Origin of the sequence: Eubacterium sp. F2, assembly GCF_046244355.1 — a bacterium.
GTDB lineage: Bacteria > Bacillota > Clostridia > Peptostreptococcales > Anaerovoracaceae > Aminicella.
Genome location: NZ_CP176393.1, coordinates 2,171,417 through 2,192,868, shown reverse-complemented (window position 1 = coordinate 2,192,868; position 21,452 = coordinate 2,171,417). Strand labels below are relative to the sequence as shown.

Genomic DNA, 21,452 nt, shown 5'->3' with positions numbered 1-21,452 from the left:
AGGCTTACTGCCTTCTGGATCATTCAGTTGAAACAATAGCGAAGGAGAATAAGCATGAACAAGCAGGAAATTTATGACCTTCTGGATGAACGCGGGCTCTGGCATGAAATCACGGAGCACGGCGCGGTCTGGAACATGGAGGATCTGGAGGCGGTTGAGCTGCCGTATCCGGAGGCGGACGCGAAGAATCTGTTTGTCCGCGACGATAAGAAGAGAAATTATTACCTGATTACGATTCTGGGCAGCAAGAGTGTGCCGCTGAAGGAATTCCAGCAGCGTTATGGGATCAGGCGCCTGTCTTTTGCGTCGGAGAAGGATCTGCAGGCAATTCTGGGGCTGTATCCGGGCGCTGTGACGCCGCTTGGGCTGTTAAATGACCAGAAGCACCGCGCGGAGCTGTACCTGGATCCGGATTTTCTGGAAGGCCGCGGCATCATCGGTGTGCATCCGAACGATAACACCGCCACAGTGTGGATGAAAATCCGGGATTTGATTGCACTTCTTGAAGAAGCCGGCGTTTCCGTACACGTTATGGATGCTCTGTAAATCAGAAGCTGGCCATGGCCTTGTCAGATTTGAGTTAGACAAAACAGACACGCAAGGATGAAAACGAACAGAGAACAGAAAGGAATGACATCAGAAGTGAACATGACAGATGAAGAATTGGAAAATGCAGAATCATTCTGGAGCCGGAAAGATGCATCAGAAAAGCATATGGGAAGAGATGAGCTGTTTACAGAAATTGGCGGGTTTCTGACATCGCACAAAGTCTGTGCGCTTGCCTGCGGAGGAAAAAATTTTATCCGCTGTACACCGCTGGAGTATCTCTGGTATGATAACAAGATTTGGATTTTTACAGAAGGCGGTCTGAAATTCAGGGCTATGAGTGAAAATTCCAAATCTTCTGCAGCTGTATTTGATCCGGTTTGTGATTTTGGTCATCTGAAGAGTGTGCAGATACAGGGATCGGTGGAAATTCTGGGCCTGCCGGCACCGGAATTTGAGGAGATAGCCGGTGTGAAAAAGATCCCTCTGGAGGCGCTGAAGAAGCTGCCGGAGCCGATGTGGCTGTTGAAAATCACGCCGGATGAGATGACTTTTCTTAATTCATCCTTTAAAGAGCAGGGATACGGGGTCCGGCAGACCTGGAAAGCAGAGTAAGACCGCGGCAGGGCAGGGTTGCTGCCTTGACAAGAACTATTTTGCCGTAGGAAGCCGGTAAACCGAAGAGAAGAGTGTGATTTACTATAGTATATTATAGTAAATACATGCCATGCGGTCGCGGAAATGGTTGGAAAACAGGGGTATGCGGGATTAAGGGAATTCTGAAAAAAGCTGAGAAATAGGGAAGTTTAGAAAGAGAAAGGATCGCAATTATGAAACAATTTATCGTCGACGCGTTCACGGATCATGTGTTTGGCGGAAATCAGGCGGCGGTCTGTGTGATGGATCGCTGGCCGGATGACGCGCTTATGCAGAAAATAACCATTGAGAACAAGTTCTCGGAGACGGCCTTTGCGGTAAAGGAAGGAGAGGCCTATCATCTCCGTTGGTTCACGCCGGGCGGAGAGATTGATTTCTGCGGTCATGCCACGCTGGGCACATCCTATGTGCTGTTTCGATTTTATGAACCGGATGCTCAAGTAATACGATTTATTACTCAAGTTGGCGAGCTCACGGTAGAGCGTGATGGCAGCCGAATCGTCATGGATTTTCCTGCCTACAGCTGTAAACCGGCTGAAGTGACGGAGCAGATGGCTGACGCAATTGGCGCAGAGCCGCTGGAAGCCTATATGGACAGAGACCTCCTGCTCGTCCTGAAGGATGCAGAAACCGTTCGGAAAATGCAGCCTGATATGGAAAAACTGAGGCAGCTGGACGGGCTTTTGACGGTGGTTACGGCTCCGTCCGATGATCCGGCATACGACAGCGTGAGCCGCGTGTTCGGCCCGAAACTTGAGGTTGATGAGGATCCGGTCACGGGAAGCTCTCACTGCATGATCACGCCTTACTGGTGTGACCGTCTTGGAAAGGACAGCCTGACCTGTTTTCAGGCGTCAGAGCGGTCTGGTATTTTGTATACACAAAGAGCCGACGACAGAATCAAGGTCGCAGGCGAGGCCGTGCTCTACAGCGAAGGCGAAATTCTCCGCGATGATGAGACGGCAGAGCAGCGTGTAGATCGCTAAAAAATGACTGGACCGAGGAAAATCACAGACTTGTATTCTGTATACACTAATTTCAGCTGCCGTTTGGCTGCTCAGCAATTTGTCTGTCAATGGGGCAACAGGTTCGATGTTCTGTGCTGCAGATCAGAGTCTTGACGAAGCAGAGAAAGGGAATCCCCTTGACTGGAGTTTTTGTCGTGAGAGAAGCTGACAGGGAATCGCCTGTCGGGATAAAATAGAAACGAAGAGGAGAAAGTAAACGTTATGATTAAACCAATTATGAAGGACGCCATGTTCCTGAGGCTGAAATCGGAGCCCGCGGGCAGGGCGGATTTGCAGATTGCGTACGATCTTGAGGACACGCTGCATGCGCACCGCGATGAATGCGTGGGGATGGCGGCGAACATGATCGGAAGCCGGAAGCGGATGATTATCGTATCGCTGGGGCTGATGGATCTGGTGATGCTGAATCCGGAGATTACAGCGAAAAGCGGGCCTTATGAGACGGAAGAGGGCTGTCTTTCCCTTCCTGGCACGCGGAAAACCATGCGTTACGAGAAAATTACGGTGCGTTTTCAGGACACGGAGATGAAGTGGCAGACACGCGAATTCTCGGGGATGCCGGCGGAAATCATTCAGCACGAGTGCGACCATCTGGAAGGAGTTTTGATATGAAGATCGGAGCAATTGGCTACGGCCTGATGGGAAGCGCGATCCTGAAGGGCCTTGTAAGAAGCAGCGTCGTGAAGGCAGAAGACGTTCTGGTGTCAGGACATTCAGACAAAACGAGACGGCGCATAGAAAATGACGGATTTTCAGCGGCAGGGGATAATGCTGAAGCTGCGGCATGTGATGTCCTTTTAATTGCCGTTCCTCCGAAAATGCACGCGCCGGTCTGCCGGGAAACCGCCGCTGTTGTTACGGAAAATCATACCTTGATCTGGACGATCGCGGCAGGGATTTCCCTGGCGGAGTCAGAAGAACTGCTTGGAAATGGCACAGAAATTGTACGAACTATGCCGAATATCTGTGCAACAGTCGGTTCTTCTGTGACAGGCGTAACGTTCAACGAGAACGTGACAGAGCCACATAAAAAGCTGCTTTTGGAGCTGATCGAAGGTTTCGGCTCAGCAGTGGAAATCCGGGAAGAAATGATGGACCGCATCGTTCCGGTTACCGGAAGTTCACCGGCGATGATCTTTATGCTGATCGACGCCATGTCGAACGCGGCGGCCATGCAGGGCTTCAACTGGGACGATTCCGTCCGCCTCAGCGCGGAAACCGTAAAGGGTTGTGCGGAAATGGTTCTCCAGTCCGGAAAACACCCGGCTCAGCTGCAGAATCAGGTCTGCACCCCGGGCGGCCTGACCCTTGAGATGGTGAAAAAGCTAGAGGAAGACGGATTCCGGAATGCAGTCATGGACGGCATGCTGGCGGTGGGGAAGTAAAGAAAGCCGGGAATATGAAGTGGGTACGGATACAATGGATGAGATCGGTATCCATTTGCATGGTATTTTGTTCAGCTGAAAGATATTTGTGCTGCGCGCACAAATAAATAAAGAAAATATGTTCGTAAATTCAAATAATCGATTGACATAATGCCATCTGGGTGATTTAATAGAAGTGCACAAAATAGAAAAACAATAAGATAGAGGTTGCGAAGCGCATCAGTACACGGGGAGAAAGGCTCAGGGAAGCCGGCCTGTGGAAAGGGCAATTCGCCGAAGGAACTGGCCGCCCGATACCAGTATCCTGGGACGTCATAGAAGATATGACGGACTGTCGCTGCAGAGATGCAGACGGAGCGCTGTCTGAAGATATAGAAACACAATAATTATGACTTTTGCTTTAAATTTGAAGCAGATGTAAAAATCGATGTTGTATGATGATGCCATGGGAAGCGTTTTGCGGACCATGGTTTTTTTCTTTATTCGATGAAAGGGAGAGGAGAACATGCTGAATGAACGACTGACAAGAATGAGAGACCGGCTCTGGAATTCCAGACCCTGCATTACTTCTGAACGTCTTGTTCTGGAGACGGAGGCATAAAAAAAGTTTGCCGGCGATGCCATTCCGATTTTCCGTGCGGAGGTGGTCCGCTACATCATGGAGCATATGACGACACTGATCAACCGGGATGAGCTGATTGTCGGAACGCCGACCAATAAGTACCGCGGCGCGAATCTGCATCCGGAATTCCAGTCCAGCCAGTGGTATGCGAGTGATATCGACGATTTCACGACGAGAAGCAAGGATCCCTATGATATTTCGCCGGAAGACAGAGAGACGATCCTGAAGACACTTCCGTACTGGAAGGGGAAGTCCATGGAAGACATGTCTAAGCACGCTCTTCCGCCGCACACGGAGAAGTGTATCGAAGATGATATTATCACCGTCGGCCTGCGGAACGGCGTCTCCGGTGAGACGACCTGCGACCATGAGAAACTCCTCACCGTCGGCCTGAAGGGCTACATGGAAGAGTGCCGGACAAATATAGAACGGACGGTTCGCTGCGGCCAGGAGGCTGAACAGAAAATCAACTTCTGGCAGGCCTGCATCATTCAGTGCGAAGGACTGATTACCTATGCACACAGAATGGCGGAGGAGGCAGAACGCCAGGCAGAAGCCTGTGATGATCCGAAGAGAAAGCGTGAGCTTCTGACGATTGCAGAGAACTGCAGAGTCGTTCCGGAAAATCCACCACAGACCTTCCAGCAGGCTCTACAGATGGTCTGGTTTGCCCATGTGGCCTTCCATATCGAAGTCTGCACAACCGCCAGCGGTTTTGGAAGATTTGACCAGTATATGTGGCCATTTTACAAGAAGGATGTCCTCGACGAGAAAAACATCACAGAAGAAGAAGCGCTGGAGATGCTGGAATGCCTGTATCTGAAGGCCTGCGAAGTTTATGAAGTCAGAGATAAATGGTATGCGACGTCTTTTGCAGGATATCCGATGTGGGAAATTCTGGTTGTCGGAGGCCAGACCCCAGATGGAAAAGATGCGACGAACGAACTTTCCTATGTCTGCCTGCAGGCTGCTGATGAACTGAGAACCACGCAGCCGGTTATGGCAGTCCGCGTCTGGAAGCATACGCCGGAAAAACTGATCCGCATGGGCTGCCGGATGATTCAGGAAGGCCAGGCAAATCCGGGATTCTTCAATGATGAAGCCGCGATGAAGATGTCTCTTGGAAAGGGCTGTTCCATGGAAGAAGCCAGAGACTGGACGATTGTCGGCTGCATTCAGCCGGGCCCGGGAGGCGGAGCGACAGACGGTTCTCCGGATGCCGGATACGTCAATATGGGAAAGATGATCGAATTCGTCCTTCACAATGGCGTCGATCCGAAGACGGGAAAACTCATGGGTCTTCAGACAGGCGATCCGCGCAAGTTCAGGACAATCGAAGATTTTAAAAATGCCCTGAAGATGCAGATCCTTCACCACTATAAGCTGGTCACAGAAGGCTACAACATCATGCAGAGCATGCACATGACCCGGTTCCCGGTAATTTTCGCCAGCATGGTGACAAAAGGCTGCGTAGAAAGCGGAAAATCGGTGCAGCAGGGCGGCGCGAAATACTCTACTGCGGGTCTCTTCGTCACAGGCGCTGCGAACCTCGCGGATTCTATCGCAGCTGTTGATCAGTGTGTCTTCAAAGACCACGATATTACCATGGATCAGCTGATCGACGCGCTGGATCACAACTTTGAAGGAAATGAGAGGATGCGCCAGCTGCTCCTGAACAAGCCTCCAAAATTCGGTAATGACAATGCATATGTAGACGGTATTTACCGTGAAATGATGCATTTCATCGCGGACAATGTCCAGCAGTGGCCGGATGCAAGGGGAGGAAGATATTCCTTCAACGTTCACTCCCAGACCGTTAACGTCTCCCACGGTGCGGTAACCGGAGCGACTCCGGACGGACGTCTTGCCGGAGAGCCTTTCTGCGATAACGCATCCCCGATGATGGGAAGAGACCTTCACGGCCCGACTGCCACGGTAAAATCCGTCGCATCGATGGGGCAGGAAGATTTCCATGATGGCGCCTTGTTCAATCTGCGTTTTGACCCTAAGGGCGTGGAAGGAGAAAAAGGACTGAACAGCATCGAAGGTGTAATTAAAACGTACTTTGAGAACGGAGGCGAACATATCCAGATCAATGTCGTAGACAATGCCACCTTAAGGGCCGCGCAGAAGACACCGGAACGCTATAAGGGCCTGATGGTACGTGTAGCAGGCTACATGGCATATTTTACAGAACTGGATAAGAGCGCCCAGGATACGATCATTTATCGTACCGCGCATTACAGCCAGCCGGATTAAGAATAACGGAACATGCAGGAGGAAATGGTGAAGGCACTCGTAGGAGCAATTCAAAAGTTTTCAACAGAAGATGGGCCGGGAATCCGGACAACGATTTTCCTGAAGGGCTGCCCGCTGAACTGCAGATGGTGTCACAATCCGGAACTGATTTCTCCGGAGCAGGAGCTGATTCAGATGCCGAACAGCTGCATTCACTGCGGCTACTGCATCAAGGTCTGTCCGCAGCATGCGGTTCATGTGAATGAAGATAGAAATATAGCGATTGACCGCGCCGCCTGTGACCGCTGCATGATCTGTGCGGAGAACTGTTACGCAGAGGCGCTGAAACCGGTTGCCAGGGAGATGAGTGCAGAGGAAGCTTATGCTGAGGCAGCGAAAGATAAGGGCTTCTATCAGCACACAGAAGGCGGAATCACACTGAGCGGCGGTGAAATGCTGACTCATCCGGAGTTTGTCCGTGAAATCGTTTCACTGGCTGAGAAGGATGGGATCGGTGTATGTCTGGATACATCCGGTTACGGAGATGGAGAGTTCCTGATGGAAATGGCGTCCCGTCCCAACGTCACGGATATTTTGTTTGATATCAAGGCGATGGATGATGAGAAGCATCAGAAGCTGACCGGAAGAAGCAATGCGCGGATTCAGGAAAATCTTTCTCACCTTGCGGCTGCAGCTTTTGTCCGAAAGAAGATTCAGATCCGGATGCCCCTGATAGCGGGAATGAATGATTCCGATGAGGATATTCAGGCGGCGGCAAAACGTATCCGCGAACTGGGATTAGCAAGGGTAACCCTGCTTCCCTACCATGACCTGGGCATTTCGAAGAAAGGTCACATCGGAGGCGTGCAGGAACGGTTCGAAGCTCCGTCTGATGAACGGCTCTCGCGGATCCGGAAAATGATGGAAGATGCCGGGGCAGAGACAGAAATATTAGGAAGATTGTAGGCAGGCTGAACGGCTGCTGACAAATAAAAGAAAAAATGCAATAGGAGATTAGAGATGAGTGGAAAGGGAAATGAAGGCGAAAACAATTCTCTTCACAGGGGATTGAAGAGCAGGCATCTGCAGATGATTGCCATCGGCGGATCGATTGGAACGGGACTCTTCCTGGCAATGGGCGGAACGATCCGGGAAGCCGGGCCGGGAGGAGCCATGACGGCCTACGCGATCATGGGCGTTGTTGTGTACTTTATGATGACGGCACTTGGAGAGCTGGCGACCAAGCTTCCGATTCCGGGAGCGTTCACGGCTTATGCCAACCGCTTTATCGATCCTGCATGGGGATTTACGAATGGATGGGCCTACTGGTTCGGCAGTTCCATGACAGTTGCAGCGGAACTGATCGCCGGATCCATCATTGTAAAATACTGGTTTCCGGGGAGCAGTTCGGCACTCTGGGCGGCGCTGTTCCTGGCGATTATCCTCGCACTGAATTTGTTTACCGTAAAAGGATTCGGTGAAGCAGAATTCTGGTTTGCGGGAATCAAAGTTGTGATCACCGTGATCTTCTTGATTGTCGGCGTCCTGATGATTGTTGGAATCATGAAGAGCGGAGAAGATGCCGGCTTCCACAACTGGGTGCTGGACGGAGGAAAAGCCGGAAAGGCGCCGTTTGTCAACGGGATCGGCGGAACAGTTGGAATTTTCATGGTTGCGGCGTTCTCGTTTTCGAATACGGAGCTGGTCGGACTTTCTGCTGCGGAATCAGAAGATCCGAAGCATGATGTTCCGAGCGCCATCATATCTATTCCAGTCTGCAGAGGTCTCTCAGACTGCTGGGAACGTCTTACCTGGACCTGTATCTCCTGCACTGGAGAGAAGATGCCGATCTTGCGGAAGTGGCTGCCTGCATGGAAGATCTGAAGAGGAAAGGCCTGATCCGCAGATGGGGCGTTTCCAACTTCGATGTACAGGATATGGAAGATCTCTGGCGCGTGCCGGACGGGAAAAACTGCTGTGTCAATGAAGTCCTGTACAACCTGGGCTCCCGCGGAATCGAGTATGACCTTCTGCCCTGGCAGAGAGAGCATGGAGTCGCAACGATTGCCTATGGCCCGGTGGGACAGGCCGGAGCTATGGTCACACAGGACGGCGTTTCAAAGAAAGAACTGATGACAAATTCACATGTTCGGGAAGCTGCAGAGAGGCTTGGAGTTTCCGTCGTTCAGCTTCTTCTGGCCTTTGTGCTGCAGCAGCCGGATGTTGCAGCTATTCCAAAGGCTTCAAGCCCTGCGCATATTGATGACAATATCCAGGCCTGCAATCTGAGCCTGACCGATGAAGACATCCTGCAATTTACCTGGGATTTCCCCGCACCGACAAAGAAAATTCCAATGGAAAAATACTAATCAATGAATCAATTCAACCGGGCTTGTCATCAGGCCCGGTTTTCGCGTATCATGGAACTAGTTGAAAGGACCTGAGAAAAGGTCTGGAAACCGTCATAATAACGGACGCTGCATACCGCTATACGGATATGCAGAATTGAAACGATCTGGAGTAAATATGGATAAAACAACAATCACAATTTCTGATAAATCCTGCAGGATCTACACTTCAGCGGATCCTGTATTTCTTCTCGTTCAGCCGACAGACGATCACGAGCTGGGCCTGATGGATCATGAAGTGGAGACAATCCGGCAGGCAGCGGGCGCACCGTTTATCTTGGCCGCTTTCCGGGTGGACGATTGGAATCAGGAGCTGTCGCCCTGGGACGCGCCTGCAGTGTTTGGTAAAGAGAGCTTCGGGCACGGCGCTGAAGATACGCTGGCATTTATTGAGAATGAGTTTCTGCCGGAGCTGATGAAAAATTTTGGAATCCGGGAGAATGTTCCGGTGATTCTCGGCGGCTACTCGCTTGCCGGATTATTCTCGCTCTGGAGCGGGTTTTCGAGCAGCAGATTTACGGCCATTGCGGCCGCATCGCCATCCGTCTGGTTCCCTGACTTGTTGGATTTTGCCGCATCACATGAGCCGAAGGTCCGCTGCATCTATCTCAGTCTCGGGGACAAAGAATCCCGCGCAAGGAATCCCCGGATGGCCACGGTCGGGGACTGTATCGAAAAGCTGGCGGAGCGGTTCGCGGGGGATCCTGAAGTTGACAGCATTCTGGAATGGAATCCGGGAAATCATTTCCGCGATTCTGATCAGCGGACGGCCAAAGCCTTCGCATGGTGCATGAACCAGCTGCAGAAATAGCAGAATCCGCTTGCTGCTGCCTGGTGTTTCCGGTGGTGGATAAATTGTGACAGATGATAATATATATCAGGGAAGCATAGGACGCCAGGAGTGGAAAATGGTAATTAATAACAGGTCTTCTTTTATGGGGAAAGGGAGAATAGGGAGAATATATGAAAATCAGTCTTGCACAGATGGCAATATCGGAAGATCTCAGGGAAAATGAACGGAAAACGCTCACCTGCTGTGACGAAGCGGCGGAATCCGACCTGCTTTTCTTTCCGGAGGTGCAGTATGCGCCGTTTTTCCCGCAGTATGAGCATTATGACGTCGAGCCATGTGCAACCGTGTCGGCCGTGAGGGTGCCATTGAGTTCGCAGGGGAGTCTTTAATCACCCATCCAAGCGGTGACGTCATCGTCAAAGCAGACGCGCGAGAGGAAATTCTGTCTGCTGACATTGATCTCGCAGAATCACGAGAATGGAAAGCCCGCTATCCCTTCCTTGGCATGCGGAGACCGGAAATGTACAGGTAATCTGACTCGGTGCTGAAGTGCTGAATCTGCTTGTGATATAGTCAAATTATGATGAAATAAAGATATATCCAAGGCATGTGCAGAAGGCATAGTAATTGTATACATGTCAGGTATTCAGCGCCTGCTCCTGTGCATTTGGCTGAAAGAAACAGGATATCAACCGGAGGAAGGTGAAATAATGTTACATTTAAAAGAAACAATTCGTCCGTCATCGGATTTGCGGAACCATTACAGTGAAGTTTCCAGGGAATGCAGAGAGGAAAATGAAGCTGTGATTATTACTGTGAATGGACGAGGCGATACCGTATCTCTGTCTTATGAAGAATATCAGAGAATGAAGTCCAGAATTGAGCTGCTGGAGACACTGGCAGAGGCTGAAGATGATGTGAAAAATGGCAGAACTGCACCGATGAAGGACACTTTCGACAATTTACGAGACCTTCTTCAGAAGGATAAATAATGTCATACAGGATAATACGAACGGAAACAGCAGATTCGCAGTTCCGTTCAATCATTTTATTTATTGCAGAAAAATTCGGAAACAATACCGCACTCGCAAAATTGGACGCATTGGAAACAGCAATATATTCACTGGCAGATAATCCAGAAAAAGGTATGATTCCTCATTATCCAATTCTCCGCCGCCTCGGTTACCGCGTTCTGATTGCTGAAAAAGATCTGATATTCTATAAAATCGATGATGAAAAGAAGACTGTTATTATCTATGCTGTGATCGATCAGCGCCAGGATTATCTTAATATTATTATGGGAATGTAGATCGCAGATGGATTTCAGTTTATTAGATTAATGACGCAGGGATTTGCTGGAAAATTCTGTGTTCATGATATTTTGAGTGTTCTAAGGAAAGGAAAATGGAACGATATGGGAGAAATAACAGAAAAACTTCGTCAGAATCTGCAGCGTAAAGGTTACGAGGTAAATGTATTTCAAAACGCTGAAGAAGCGGCGAAGTTTATCAATGAACAAATCGACGGGAAAACGGTTGGAATCGGCGGGGCCGCGACGATCCACCAGATGAAGCTGTTCTCGATGCTGAACGCACATAACACCGTTTACTGGCATGATGAAAAGCCGGAAGATCTTTCTGTCATGGAGACGAGACGCCGCGCGTCATCTTCTGAAGTTTACCTGTCCTCAGTCAACGCCGTTTCTGAAGACGGAGAAATTGTGAATATCGATAATACAGGAAACCGCGTTGCGGCAATCTCCTTCGGACCGTCTGATGTTTATCTTCTGATCGGGAAGAATAAGGTCTGCCCGGACATGGACTCTGCAATTGTGCGTGCGCGAAATGTCGCGGCACCGCAGAATGCCCGGCGCCTGAACAGAAAAACGCCATGTGCAATTCACGCAGACCACTGTTATGACTGCAAATCTCAGGAACGCATCTGCAGAAGTATTTCCATTCTTCTATATCCGCCGACAGGGGCGAAGTATCATGTCATTCTGATAGATGAGGAGCTGGGATATTAGAGAAATAGCGCATCCGAAGATTATAAGGCGGAAAACTTTGGATGCAGGAGAAAACAGAAGCCCATCCGAAAAAGAAAAACAAAGTTCAGATGGGCGGCAAAAAAGAAGCGCATCCGAAGATCATAGAGCCAGAACCTTCGGATGTGATTTCTTCTCATTAATTTTCTTTTTCTCCCCGTTTCCAGAAATCATCGTCGGTGATGTCCAGTCGGTCGTGGGTGTGCAGGTAGCGTTTGATGTCATCATCGGTGAGCTTCAGCTTGAAATGCTGGGCTTTGCCGATGGCGTCTGCGTCGTCGTAGTGAACAACTTTAGCATTCTGGAAGTCATTCTGTATCCATTCTTCGATGACTTCATCGGAAAGCTTCCAGACAGCGAGCTCCTTCAAAAATGGGGAAATTTTCTCGTATCCCTGCATGACGCGGAAATAGACTTCATATTTATACAGGTATTTCTGCTTCCGCTGGTAGACGTAAAAACCTTTGAAGCTGTTGGAAAATGAGGCCAGGAAGCCTTTCTTTTCCGGAGCCTCCGGTTTCCAGACCCAGATGGCTTCATTATTCTTCAGATGCTCGCTGATGTTCTGCGGGGTCAGCATCTCTTCCGGGATAACCGGGAGTTTCAGCGGATCTCCCGGAGGGGCAGGGTATTTCACCCGCGGATCGTTCGGGTCGAGCTCCTCTTTGTCTTTATTCTTTTTCTTAAAAAAATCGAACATATTATTGTTATTCTCCTTTATTTGTGGCAGTGTGTTCAGCGGGGGGTGCTGTAACCAAGTGGTGTATCTTGTATACCGTGAGCCCATTCCACTATAGTATGCAGGTATTTGCCAGTATACTACGGCGGCCCTGACAGGATAGGGGATTCTCGTCCTATTTCTCCCGCACGATCAGTTCCACCGCATCCGGCCGGTTGTAATGCCCGCAGGGGTCAAACTCCATGCGGCTTGCCGGTACTTTCTGCATATCGAGATCAGCGTAGATGATTTCTTCCTTATCCCAGACGACGTCGGTGACGGCGTGTCCGTAAGGATCGATGACGCAGCTTCTGCCGCAGCATGGGATTTCCGGCAGCTTTTCGATTTCGTCATGACCCTTCAGGTCAGCCGGATAGTCTCTTTTCCGAATGACCATGTCGGCGTTGATGAAGAAGCATTTTCCCTCGATGGCGATGTGACGGATGGTGCCCTGCCACTCCGGATTGTCGTTGGTATTTGGCGAAATATACAGAGTGACGCCTTTCTGGTAGAGGGCCGTGCGGACGAGTGGCATGTAGCTTTCCCAGCAGATCAGATTTCCCATCGGTTCCGAAGCTACTTTACAACCGGGGTGTAGCTCTCACCCTTGGACCAGGCCATGTCCCAGAACTGGTACTCGTAATAGCTGCAATCCAGCAGAATCTGATCCAGGCGCTTCAGATGCTCCTCGGAGAGGCCGCTGCAGTAACGGTCCACGAGCTCGATCATGTTGTCGTTGGCACCACGGTAGCCGTCACTTGTATACATGCTGATCCAGCGGGAATAGAAAGGATGGTCGAGATAGCCCGGAATTGTCTCCAGATAATCGCCGATGACCTTGTAGCTCCAGGAGCAGGCGAGGACCGCGACAGAGATTTCCGGCAGACCGCCCTTGTGTGCCTCCGCGATCATGTAGTCGGTGTAGGATTTATTATTCAGCGCCATTGGCGTGCTGTCGATCATCTCGCGCGTTACGCCAAGCTCGGCCAGGTAGGCCTGATGGACCGCATTCTCCGTGTCCAGCGTCGCCTTTATCAGATCGCCGTACATGCGCATGTCGCGTTCATCCGTGCACTTGATCAGGCCCATGGCGAAAACTCTTGCGTACTGCATCAGATATTTATGATCCTGTACCATATAGTACTGGAACTTGTCATGCGGCAGCGTGCCGCGGCCGATTCCCTGCACGAAGGGATGGTCAAAATATGTCTTCCAGACCGGCATAGCCAGCTTGTAAAACCGTTCACTTGCTTTCATGTCAAACTCCTTCCTGTAAACAATCAATCTAATCCATTCTACCACAGTTTATACATGCGTGAATACTCCGATTACGGGTATAAATCTAGTAACGTTAAACCTATAATAGTAGTATGAAAATAACAAGATGGAGGATAATTATGGCAATTGCAGAGGCATTAGAAAAGAGAAGATCCTATTACCAGCTGAATAAGGAACTGCCGGTTTCTGAGGACCAGGTGAAAGAGCTGATTACCCGCGTAACGGAGCTCGTGCCGGACGCGTTCAACATGCACAGCGCCCGCATCATCGTTGTACTCGGCGATAAGCAGGATGAACTCTGGGATGCGATCTACGATGCATTTGGCGGAAAAGTCGCACGTGAAAAAATTGACGGCTTCAAGGCGGCAGCCGGCACAATCCTGTATTTCTACGATGAGGATGTCGTAAAAGCGATGCAGGAAAACTTCCAGCCATACGCGCAGAATTTCCCGATCTGGGCCAATCAGGCAAACGGCATGCTCCAGATCAACCTCTGGACAGCCCTGCGTGAACTGAACATCGGCGCCAACATCCAGCACTACAACCCGGTCATTGACGACGTCATAAAGAAACTCTTCAATGTTCCGGACAGCTGGAAACTGATCGCCCAGATGCCGTTCGGTGGAATCGCGGCAGAGCCGGATCCGAAAGAGAAGGAAGACATCACAAAGAGAGTGCAGTTTGTGAAATAGGCAAGCTGGAAATATACAGGTCGGCCCAGCAGCAGACAGACTTTCCTTGTTTAGACAGCAAGCTGATTGTTATTCTGTACTATTTCTGTAATAGCGTATGAGATATCAGGTTTTCGTCTGCGATAGCACAGGTGAGTTTCGCCATAGAAAAATAGTGAAGGCTCGGGAATCTGCCCTCAGGACACTGATTTCCCGAACGTAAAAAAATCATCCTCGGGTTTTCGTCAAAAATCAGGGAATTCCCGAGGATGAAATCGATAATCGAGCGTAATGCATAAAAATGTAATTGTCTTGATGCCCAGAATCTTAGAAATTTCAGCATATGTTCATGAATATGTACAGTCTGCCAGCCTGTTTTCGTAAAGATCATAAAGTAAGGCCGGTTTCTGGGCTGTAATATCATGCGATTCAGATAATGAAGACGGTAAATTTAAAATTTTGAAGGAAAAAGTATTTCGGACTTCGGGATTTCCTTGACTAGATCGGATTTCCCGAGGTCTGTTTTACAAAGCTCGGGAAATCGCATTTTTCCATCATATTTCCGAAAAATGGAATGAGTAATTATGTGTAAACGAGAATAGTCATGCAATGCGAGAATATGGACATTCACCAGTGAAGAGTTCAGCCGTAATACAGGGATTTACAGCATATTCCTGCCGATGAACACAGTGCCCCAGGGCCTGACATTTAAAGATACGCTGGCGATGAGTTTCCATGCAGAGACTGTACGCCTGATCATGGAATCGGACCAGCTGATCGAGGATACGATCGAAGGAAATGAAGAGGCAGTCGCGAAAGCCCTTGACCCGGCAGCATCAGTGCAGGATTGAAAAGATGACATCCCCCTTGACTTAGCCGTACGGCGAAATTATAATAAAACAAGATGAAATTTAGCCGTACGGCGAAGCGGATGGGCGGAGCATACGTCTTTTGTAAAGTTAAGATCAAATCGGCTTGAAGGCCGGCTTGGAATCATCAAGTGGACCGGAAAAGGCGCAATCTGCTGCGGCTCTAGAGGTGAATGTATTTATGAAGAATAATATCACAGATGCAGAAACGTTCGGAATGGCAATTCGCAGAAGACGCAAGGAACTGGGTTACACGCAGTCCTTCATATCGGATTTTACGGGGCTGAGTGTGAGTTTCCTGTCTGATCTGGAGAACGGTAAGAAGACGATTGAGCTGGAGAAGGCGATTTCGGTCGCGATGATCCTCGGCATGAATCTGACGGTGGAGCCGAGGGGTGAATACGAGCAATGACACTGAATGTATATTTGGAAATCGAAGGAAAGAGGCAGTTTGTCGGTACGATTGAAGGAAAGGACCAGGCGGATGCCTCCTTTTCTTATGCGCCGGAATACTGCGAAGGCGGACGGAGTGTGCCGGTTTCGGTGAGTCTGCCGCTGCAGAGTGAGCCGTTTTCACCGGAGGCCACGAGAACGTTTTTTGAGGGGCTGCTGCCGGAGGGATTTACGCGCAGGAGCGTTGCCCAATGGATGCATGTGGATGAAGAGGATTATCTGTCGATTCTGGCGGGCCTGGGAAAGGAGTGTCTGGGCGCGCTGCAGATTCTGAACGCGGATGAGCCGGATGACGGAACGGCGCAGTACCGGCGGCTTTCGATGGAGCAGGTCAGGCGGCTTGCGGAGGAGGGTTCTACGCGGTCGGTGAGTCTGGTGGTGGCGTCGCATCTTTCTCTGACTGGTGCGTCGGGGAAGGCCGGCCTCTATTATCATGAGCCGGAAAAGACCTGGTACCAGCCGATCGGAACGGCGGCGAGCACGCACATCGTCAAGCAGAGTCACGTACGCCTTCAGAACATCGTGGAGAACGAGCAGCTGTCGCTGCGGACGGCGCATTATCTGGGCATTCCGGTGGTGGACAGTTTTATCATCAATACGGGAGGCTTCAGGGATTCCGGGGTGCTTCTGGCATCGAAGCGCTACGACCGGATGATCGTCCGCTCTGCGGAAATGCTGAACGGTCTGCCCTGCCCGCTGCGTCTTCATCAGGAGGACATGGCCCAGGCACTCGGCATTCCGTCGACCAGAAAGTACGAACCGGACGGGGAGAACTATCTGCGGAAGATTTTCCGTCTCCTGCGTGACGTCTCGACCAACCCGTTGAAAGACGAACTTCGCCTCCTTGATCTTTTGATTTTTGACGACCTCATCGGAAATACCGACAACCACATCAAGAATCTCTCCCTCCTGTACAGCCCGGACCTGCGGACCATCCGCCTGGCACCCGCCTACGACGTGATCTGCACCCTGGTGTATAAGGAAAGCACCTCGGAGATGGCGATATCCATTGGGGGACAAAAAGAATGGTGCAAGATCAATAAACAGTCCTTTCTGGACGCGGCAGATGACATGGGCATAGGGAAAACTTTGGTCAGAAGAGAATACACCCGCCTGAAAAAGAAGTTTCCGGCAGCTCTGAACAAGGCCGCAGAAGAGCTGAAGGCGCAGGGCTTTCCGGACAGCGGGATGATCAAAGAAAGCATCGAAAGGGCAGTCAGAAAAGATGGATAGACCGGACCCGATCAGGGAATTGTTCCCGGAAATCCGTCTGTCCCGGCCGGAAAAAATCCCGAGTCTGCATAAAGTGTGCTATATGTAACGAAAATTGTACAGTTTATTCATAATGACGGTCAAATAGACATCGAAAATTGGGTATGGTAAAATAAACATGCGATAAGGCAAGGGGGAAAGGATGTCTTTATATGCTTGTATTTTCCGATATCATGGATGTTGTTCTGATCATATATGTCTGGTGCTGTCTGTATATTCGTGGAGGAATCGATAAAAAACGCGGACAGCTTATTTTCGTGCGGGAATTCCATTAATGGTTATTCTCCTGCTGGATCAGTTCTGGCAGATCATCTATATGTCATTTTCTCTTCCAAATGGATTTCAGCGGCATTTACTTACGATCCTGACTTCGATCTGCTATATGCTGGTACCGGTCGTCTACATTAATTTACTGCATATGGGGCGCAGATGCTGGCAGCCGTGGAGAAAATATCTGGCGGTCCTGATGTTTCTTTTTTATGTTATTTTTCCAGCTTTCAACATCCGCTATCACTTCCTGTTCTATCATGATAAGGATCTGAATATGGTGATTCTGCCGATGAACGCCGCTTTGTCCATAGGGGAACTGCTCTATTTTTCCTGTCTTCTGATGGATTTCTGCAGAGTGAATTTTCCCGTTGACCGGCAGGACCATGTCCTGGTTGCGTTTGTCATCGGTATCGTAACCCTGGGGCAGATCGCAGAACTGGTGGAAATTGATATTTCCACGACCTGGGACAGTCTGATGCTGGCCTATCTTCTGCTGTATTTTGCGGTGAAGAACCTGTATGAAAAGACGGATGTGGTTACCGGCATCGCGAACCGGAGCTCCTATCTGGAATACCTGAAGCGGCCGCAGTTTGGCAGAAATAAGGTGAAGGCCGTCGCTGTGTTCGATATGAACCAGTTAAAACGCTATAACGATGCACGGGGACATCAGTGTGGAGATGCCTATCTGCTTGCCTTCGCGCAGACGCTGAAAGACAGGCTGCAGAATTCCGGGCGGCTGTACCGGACCGGCGGAGATGAATTTGTGCTCCTGTCGGATCTGCAGCCGGAAATGACTAAACCGATCCTTGAAGACCTTCGTAAAGAACCGAATTGTGACGCGGCATACGGTAATTTTCCCCTGGATTTTGCCTACGGCATGGTGAAGCTGGAGCAGGGAGAGCGGATTGAAGAAGCCGTGATCCGCGCGGATCATGAGATGTACATCATGAAGAGAGAAATGCACCAGATGAGCCGGGACAAAAACGATGAGCAAGACAGATAACTGCTTATGGTAAAGCTGAGAAGACTGACTTTTCCCGGCGGAATGTCTGTACCGGCTGGAAATCCTGGGAAGTGGGGATTTTCAACGGTACTAAATGGCAGAACTTATGGCTGTATGAAACAGAAATATAATATGTGGAGAAGCTGCTGCAGTAAGTTATGGAAAATGACTTACTTCAGCGGCTTCTTCTCATTCAGGTGAGAGTGAAAAGAAATTTCTTCTTATGTTCCCATACCTGTGAAGCTTATATATTGTCAATTATGTGTAGATTGGGAAAAACAATAAATTTCAGAAAATAATTCTATAAAATATTGAAAGTCTATTCACATCTGTGCTATGATGAGCTCATGGAAATGCATGTTCAGAGGAAAAAGAGGGCAGTCCTGCACGATTCTGCGAGGCTGCTGAAATATTTTTCTTTGGGCGTGTAATCGTATGTGCGTATGATTCTTCCGGGAGATGCTTGAGAGAATAATGTGTATTCTGGTGAACATGCGGAAACGGTAATGTTATAGGAATATGCGTCTGGGCCGCGTTTTCTGGAATTAATCGGCAGACAGAAAACAGGAAAGAATGCAGAATGGCGCTGCAGCAGTGTTTCCGAAGAAACGGAACGGCCTGCAGGCCGCTGATGTACTTTATATTCAGATGATGCTGCAGCGGATGGGCGGTATTGAATGCTGTCAGAAAGTGAATTTTCTGAATAATGCGCAGCCGGGCGCAGGAAAGGAAAGAGAGATGGTTGTAAAATCATGGAAAGGAAGAGCGGCAGTTCTGGGAATATCCTTGCTGACCGCGTCATCGATGTGCTTTTTGTCCTCAGTGGATCTGGCCTATGCAGACAGCACCAAGACGGATGCACCGGCGACTGCGGTAAAGACGGCGACTGCGGCAAGCACCAAGATTGATAAGAGCTTGGTCCCACACGATCCGAAGTTGGTGTACTGCGACAAGTCGGCAAAGAAGCTCGCGGATAAGGATGCGCTGGTATTTCTGATTCTGGGAGACGGGTTCACCAAGTCGGATGAGCAGAAATTCTACGACAATGCAAAGGCGACGGCAAAGTATATGATGAAGACTGCACCGTACAGCGAGTATAAGGACTCGATTAAGTTCTACGCATTATTTACGATTTCTAAAGATTCTGGCGCACAGGGCGCGGATGCGCAGACGGTGGATGAAGCGAAAAAGGATAACAGAAGCACCTATTTCGGCGCGACCTACTGGAGTACGGGAATGCAGCGTCTGGTCACGCTTCCGGAAAGCGGTGCCGCTAAGGTAAAAGCGCTGAAGCAGAACTACCTGAACGGAAACGCGGACTTTGAACTGGTCATGGTCAATTCTGAGGTATACGGCGGAAGCGGTGGAGACGGCGATTACTGCGTGGCTTCGCTGAACGATTCTTCGCTGGAAATGATGCTGCATGAGCTTGGTCATACAATCGGAAAACTCGCGGATGAGTACTGGGCAGGACCACAGTACGCCTATGAATATCCGAACATGACCAAGATTTCTGATCCGAAGAAGGTAAAGTGGAAGAAGTTCATCGGAAAGGACGGCATCGGCGTTTACGAGTATGACAACGGCGGAGACGGCTGGTACCACCCGTCTAAGAACTGTAAGATGCAGTACCTGGGCGCGCAGTATCCATTCTGCGATGTCTGCAAAGAGCAGCTGCGCAAGGCGTTCAGCCAGAACTCCAACGTAACCAAGATCTTCTATCAGCCATATGCCAAGACCTTCTATCAGAAGTCCAAGGGCACGGACATGAAGAAGTACTTCATCCTCAGAAGAGGAAAGCATGAGACCACCGGCGACAAGCTCGGAAAGAATCTGACTTTGACCTATTATAATTCCAAGGGAAAGAAAGTCAAAGGTATTCCGTACAAGCACGGCACATATACGATCAAGGCCGTATTCAAGGGCAATAAGACCTATATGGCCTGCTCTATGAAGACGAAGTACAAGATCGAATATCCGAACCTGATTACCCTCTCGGCAAAGGACAAGGTTTATGACGGAAAAGCAGCGAAAGTCGGCATCAAGGTAAAATACAGCAAGCCGTACACGACGAAGACCTCCTGGACAGGAACGATCCAGCGCACCAAGTCCGGAACTCCGCAGACCGTAAAGTCCACGAAGGCACCGGTTGTGCCGGGAAGCTACACCGTAAAGGTCACTGCCTACGATAAGAAGACAAAGAAAAAGATTGCAGAGAAAACCGCGTCTTTCAAGATCACCTTCAAGACGACAAGCATCGTGGACAATAACGATTCTGATGTTTACTGGGGCGCAGCTCCGTACTATAACAATAAGACGATCGTGATTCAGGGTGAGGGCTTCACACGTTCCGAGCAGGGCGAATTTGAAAAGCTCGCAAAGGAATACGCGTCCTACATCACTAGTCAGGATCCGTTCAGGGAGACGAAGGTATTCTTCAACTTCACCTCCATTGAGGCAGAGTCCAATAAATCCGGAATCGGAAGCACGGCAGGCGACAGCTACTATAAGCTGAGCTATGATTCTAACGGAAAGATCGTGCCGACAGACAATTCCACGGATTCGGCGGTTTATCTGTCCTACTACGGAGTCACCGCATACTACAAGGCGTCCATCGTCATCGTTAACGATAAGAACGTTAAGGAAGGCACGGTTTCCAGCAACACCATCTACACAGGACTCGGAGAAAGCGGAAAGAAGTACGCGGCAAAAGAACTGCTGAACTACCTGACCGGCAAATCCGAAGGTTATGAGGCAAAGACAGACAGCGAGAAATCCGCACAGAGAACCGCGCTTCTGAAAGAGCTGTACTATGAAGGCTATCCGATCATCACGGCTGACCCGGCAGGATCCGAAGTCAAGTCTGACGGAAAGGCCGTCGACATGTCGAAATACTTCCATACCTATATCGAGGGTGAGGAAGTCTCTGGTCTGACCTACACCATGACCTACTACAAGGTCGAGAACGGAAAGACTACCAAGCTCGATTCCGCACCGAGCGAGGCCGGCACCTATCTGGCAAAGGCCGAAATCATTCCGGACAGCGGCAAGGAGTATAAGACGATTTCCTTCCGCGGAAGTGATTATCAGGTACCGCTCACAAGAGGCCAGCTCGAGTTTACAATCAAATAAGGAGAGTTCTCCGATAAATCGCATTTCCGTCCATGCCTTGGGCGGGAGGCAGAAATCAGAGAATG

General features: G+C 49.8%; 24 protein-coding genes and 1 riboswitch. Of the genes, 21 read left to right on the top strand and 3 right to left on the bottom strand.

What is annotated here, in order from left to right:
- Window positions 1–54: 54 nt before the first annotated feature.
- From ACI77B_RS09550 to ACI77B_RS09480, 15 genes are all read left to right on the top strand, one after another.
- On the top strand, window positions 55–546 hold the full coding sequence (locus ACI77B_RS09550) for a prolyl-tRNA synthetase associated domain-containing protein (RefSeq protein WP_409336601.1): 492 nt from the start codon (window positions 55–57) through the stop codon (window positions 544–546).
- An 84-nt stretch (window positions 547–630) separates the two neighbouring features.
- A complete protein-coding gene (locus ACI77B_RS09545; protein WP_409336600.1) occupies window positions 631–1,161 on the top strand; it encodes a pyridoxamine 5'-phosphate oxidase family protein in 531 nt (176 codons plus the stop codon).
- A 215-nt stretch (window positions 1,162–1,376) separates the two neighbouring features.
- Window positions 1,377–2,189, top strand: coding sequence for a PhzF family phenazine biosynthesis protein (locus tag ACI77B_RS09540; protein WP_409336599.1), 813 nt, complete (start codon window positions 1,377–1,379; stop codon window positions 2,187–2,189).
- A gap of 243 nt (window positions 2,190–2,432) precedes the next feature.
- Window positions 2,433–2,843 carry a peptide deformylase gene (locus ACI77B_RS09535; RefSeq protein ID WP_409336598.1) on the top strand — a complete coding sequence of 137 codons (411 nt, stop codon included), beginning with the start codon at window positions 2,433–2,435 and terminating at the stop codon, window positions 2,841–2,843.
- The gene (gene proC, locus ACI77B_RS09530; protein WP_409336597.1) at window positions 2,840–3,616 is read left to right on the top strand and encodes a pyrroline-5-carboxylate reductase; all 777 of its coding nucleotides are present in this window, start codon (window positions 2,840–2,842) and stop codon (window positions 3,614–3,616) included. Before ACI77B_RS09535 ends, proC begins: the two co-directional genes overlap by 4 nt.
- A 193-nt stretch (window positions 3,617–3,809) precedes the next feature.
- Window positions 3,810–3,986: riboswitch (Lysine riboswitch) on the top strand.
- A 252-nt stretch (window positions 3,987–4,238) separates the two neighbouring features.
- Window positions 4,239–6,497 (top strand): glycyl radical protein, encoded by a 2,259-nt coding sequence (locus tag ACI77B_RS09525; protein WP_409337727.1) that lies wholly within the window; start codon window positions 4,239–4,241, stop codon window positions 6,495–6,497.
- A gap of 24 nt (window positions 6,498–6,521) precedes the next feature.
- The gene (locus tag ACI77B_RS09520; RefSeq protein ID WP_409336596.1) at window positions 6,522–7,442 is read left to right on the top strand and encodes a glycyl-radical enzyme activating protein; all 921 of its coding nucleotides are present in this window, start codon (window positions 6,522–6,524) and stop codon (window positions 7,440–7,442) included.
- Between the two features lie 54 nt (window positions 7,443–7,496).
- Complete coding sequence (locus ACI77B_RS09515) at window positions 7,497–8,360, top strand: amino acid permease (protein WP_409336595.1); 864 nt, start codon at window positions 7,497–7,499, stop codon at window positions 8,358–8,360.
- A complete protein-coding gene (locus tag ACI77B_RS09510) occupies window positions 8,252–8,845 on the top strand; it encodes an aldo/keto reductase (protein WP_409337726.1) in 594 nt (197 codons plus the stop codon). Before ACI77B_RS09515 ends, ACI77B_RS09510 begins: the two co-directional genes overlap by 109 nt.
- Before the next feature lie 157 nt (window positions 8,846–9,002).
- Window positions 9,003–9,695: an alpha/beta hydrolase gene (locus ACI77B_RS09505; protein ID WP_409336594.1), complete on the top strand. Its 693-nt coding sequence runs from the start codon at window positions 9,003–9,005 to the stop codon at window positions 9,693–9,695.
- Window positions 9,696–9,847: 152 nt separating this feature from the next.
- Window positions 9,848–10,066 (top strand): hypothetical protein, encoded by a 219-nt coding sequence (locus tag ACI77B_RS09500; RefSeq protein WP_409337736.1) that lies wholly within the window; start codon window positions 9,848–9,850, stop codon window positions 10,064–10,066.
- Window positions 10,012–10,209, top strand: a complete 198-nt coding sequence (locus ACI77B_RS09495; protein ID WP_409336593.1) for a nitrilase-related carbon-nitrogen hydrolase — start codon at window positions 10,012–10,014, stop codon at window positions 10,207–10,209. Before ACI77B_RS09500 ends, ACI77B_RS09495 begins: the two co-directional genes overlap by 55 nt.
- Before the next feature lie 178 nt (window positions 10,210–10,387).
- Window positions 10,388–10,669: a type II toxin-antitoxin system Phd/YefM family antitoxin gene (locus tag ACI77B_RS09490; RefSeq protein ID WP_409336592.1), complete on the top strand. Its 282-nt coding sequence runs from the start codon at window positions 10,388–10,390 to the stop codon at window positions 10,667–10,669.
- Window positions 10,669–10,986 (top strand): type II toxin-antitoxin system RelE/ParE family toxin, encoded by a 318-nt coding sequence (locus tag ACI77B_RS09485; RefSeq protein WP_409336591.1) that lies wholly within the window; start codon window positions 10,669–10,671, stop codon window positions 10,984–10,986. Before ACI77B_RS09490 ends, ACI77B_RS09485 begins: the two co-directional genes overlap by 1 nt.
- A 105-nt stretch (window positions 10,987–11,091) precedes the next feature.
- Window positions 11,092–11,703, top strand: a complete 612-nt coding sequence (locus tag ACI77B_RS09480; protein ID WP_409336590.1) for a lactate utilization protein — start codon at window positions 11,092–11,094, stop codon at window positions 11,701–11,703.
- Window positions 11,704–11,860: 157 nt separating this feature from the next.
- Here ACI77B_RS09480 and ACI77B_RS09475 read toward each other — a convergent pair whose 3' ends face one another.
- The 3 genes from ACI77B_RS09475 to tenA form a co-directional block, all read right to left on the bottom strand.
- The gene (locus ACI77B_RS09475) at window positions 11,861–12,421 is read right to left on the bottom strand and encodes a hypothetical protein (RefSeq protein WP_409336589.1); all 561 of its coding nucleotides are present in this window, start codon (window positions 12,419–12,421) and stop codon (window positions 11,861–11,863) included.
- 154 nt (window positions 12,422–12,575) lie between these two features.
- Window positions 12,576–12,974 carry a nitrilase-related carbon-nitrogen hydrolase gene (locus tag ACI77B_RS09470; protein ID WP_409336588.1) on the bottom strand — a complete coding sequence of 133 codons (399 nt, stop codon included), beginning with the start codon at window positions 12,972–12,974 and terminating at the stop codon, window positions 12,576–12,578.
- Between the two features lie 41 nt (window positions 12,975–13,015).
- Window positions 13,016–13,696: a thiaminase II gene (tenA, locus tag ACI77B_RS09465; RefSeq protein WP_409336587.1), complete on the bottom strand. Its 681-nt coding sequence runs from the start codon at window positions 13,694–13,696 to the stop codon at window positions 13,016–13,018.
- A gap of 140 nt (window positions 13,697–13,836) precedes the next feature.
- Here tenA and ACI77B_RS09460 point away from each other — a divergent pair, with 140 nt between their 5' ends.
- From ACI77B_RS09460 to ACI77B_RS09435, 6 genes are all read left to right on the top strand, one after another.
- Window positions 13,837–14,409: a nitroreductase family protein gene (locus tag ACI77B_RS09460; protein ID WP_409336586.1), complete on the top strand. Its 573-nt coding sequence runs from the start codon at window positions 13,837–13,839 to the stop codon at window positions 14,407–14,409.
- A gap of 659 nt (window positions 14,410–15,068) precedes the next feature.
- A complete protein-coding gene (locus tag ACI77B_RS09455) occupies window positions 15,069–15,239 on the top strand; it encodes a hypothetical protein (protein ID WP_409336585.1) in 171 nt (56 codons plus the stop codon).
- A 199-nt stretch (window positions 15,240–15,438) separates the two neighbouring features.
- Window positions 15,439–15,669 (top strand): helix-turn-helix domain-containing protein, encoded by a 231-nt coding sequence (locus ACI77B_RS09450; RefSeq protein WP_178264612.1) that lies wholly within the window; start codon window positions 15,439–15,441, stop codon window positions 15,667–15,669.
- Complete coding sequence (locus ACI77B_RS09445; protein ID WP_409336584.1) at window positions 15,666–16,943, top strand: HipA domain-containing protein; 1,278 nt, start codon at window positions 15,666–15,668, stop codon at window positions 16,941–16,943. Before ACI77B_RS09450 ends, ACI77B_RS09445 begins: the two co-directional genes overlap by 4 nt.
- A 313-nt stretch (window positions 16,944–17,256) precedes the next feature.
- Entirely contained in the window at window positions 17,257–18,255 is a 999-nt protein-coding gene (locus ACI77B_RS09440) for a GGDEF domain-containing protein (RefSeq protein WP_409336583.1), read from the top strand.
- Between the two features lie 738 nt (window positions 18,256–18,993).
- Complete coding sequence (locus tag ACI77B_RS09435; RefSeq protein ID WP_409336582.1) at window positions 18,994–21,387, top strand: M64 family metallopeptidase; 2,394 nt, start codon at window positions 18,994–18,996, stop codon at window positions 21,385–21,387.
- Window positions 21,388–21,452 lie beyond the last annotated feature (65 nt).

What these genes read in the sequence shown, in the direction of transcription:
- ACI77B_RS09550 (WP_409336601.1), top strand. Translation starts at nt 55, where the DNA reads ATGAACAAGCAGGAAATTTATGACCTTCTGGATGAACGCGGGCTCTGG.
- ACI77B_RS09455 (WP_409336585.1), top strand. Translation starts at nt 15,069, where the DNA reads ATGAACACAGTGCCCCAGGGCCTGACATTTAAAGATACGCTGGCGATG.
- ACI77B_RS09460 (WP_409336586.1), top strand. Translation starts at nt 13,837, where the DNA reads ATGGCAATTGCAGAGGCATTAGAAAAGAGAAGATCCTATTACCAGCTG.
- ACI77B_RS09470 (WP_409336588.1), bottom strand. Translation starts at nt 12,974, where the DNA reads ATGCCACTCGTCCGCACGGCCCTCTACCAGAAAGGCGTCACTCTGTAT.
- ACI77B_RS09500 (WP_409337736.1), top strand. Translation starts at nt 9,848, where the DNA reads ATGAAAATCAGTCTTGCACAGATGGCAATATCGGAAGATCTCAGGGAA.
- ACI77B_RS09450 (WP_178264612.1), top strand. Translation starts at nt 15,439, where the DNA reads ATGAAGAATAATATCACAGATGCAGAAACGTTCGGAATGGCAATTCGC.
- ACI77B_RS09475 (WP_409336589.1), bottom strand. Translation starts at nt 12,421, where the DNA reads ATGTTCGATTTTTTTAAGAAAAAGAATAAAGACAAAGAGGAGCTCGAC.
- ACI77B_RS09495 (WP_409336593.1), top strand. Translation starts at nt 10,012, where the DNA reads ATGTGCAACCGTGTCGGCCGTGAGGGTGCCATTGAGTTCGCAGGGGAG.
- ACI77B_RS09480 (WP_409336590.1), top strand. Translation starts at nt 11,092, where the DNA reads ATGGGAGAAATAACAGAAAAACTTCGTCAGAATCTGCAGCGTAAAGGT.
- ACI77B_RS09515 (WP_409336595.1), top strand. Translation starts at nt 7,497, where the DNA reads ATGAGTGGAAAGGGAAATGAAGGCGAAAACAATTCTCTTCACAGGGGA.
- tenA (WP_409336587.1), bottom strand. Translation starts at nt 13,696, where the DNA reads ATGAAAGCAAGTGAACGGTTTTACAAGCTGGCTATGCCGGTCTGGAAG.
- ACI77B_RS09435 (WP_409336582.1), top strand. Translation starts at nt 18,994, where the DNA reads ATGGTTGTAAAATCATGGAAAGGAAGAGCGGCAGTTCTGGGAATATCC.
- ACI77B_RS09440 (WP_409336583.1), top strand. Translation starts at nt 17,257, where the DNA reads ATGGTTATTCTCCTGCTGGATCAGTTCTGGCAGATCATCTATATGTCA.
- ACI77B_RS09520 (WP_409336596.1), top strand. Translation starts at nt 6,522, where the DNA reads ATGGTGAAGGCACTCGTAGGAGCAATTCAAAAGTTTTCAACAGAAGAT.
- ACI77B_RS09540 (WP_409336599.1), top strand. Translation starts at nt 1,377, where the DNA reads ATGAAACAATTTATCGTCGACGCGTTCACGGATCATGTGTTTGGCGGA.
- ACI77B_RS09485 (WP_409336591.1), top strand. Translation starts at nt 10,669, where the DNA reads ATGTCATACAGGATAATACGAACGGAAACAGCAGATTCGCAGTTCCGT.
- proC (WP_409336597.1), top strand. Translation starts at nt 2,840, where the DNA reads ATGAAGATCGGAGCAATTGGCTACGGCCTGATGGGAAGCGCGATCCTG.
- ACI77B_RS09545 (WP_409336600.1), top strand. Translation starts at nt 631, where the DNA reads ATGACATCAGAAGTGAACATGACAGATGAAGAATTGGAAAATGCAGAA.
- ACI77B_RS09535 (WP_409336598.1), top strand. Translation starts at nt 2,433, where the DNA reads ATGATTAAACCAATTATGAAGGACGCCATGTTCCTGAGGCTGAAATCG.
- ACI77B_RS09445 (WP_409336584.1), top strand. Translation starts at nt 15,666, where the DNA reads ATGACACTGAATGTATATTTGGAAATCGAAGGAAAGAGGCAGTTTGTC.
- ACI77B_RS09505 (WP_409336594.1), top strand. Translation starts at nt 9,003, where the DNA reads ATGGATAAAACAACAATCACAATTTCTGATAAATCCTGCAGGATCTAC.
- ACI77B_RS09490 (WP_409336592.1), top strand. Translation starts at nt 10,388, where the DNA reads ATGTTACATTTAAAAGAAACAATTCGTCCGTCATCGGATTTGCGGAAC.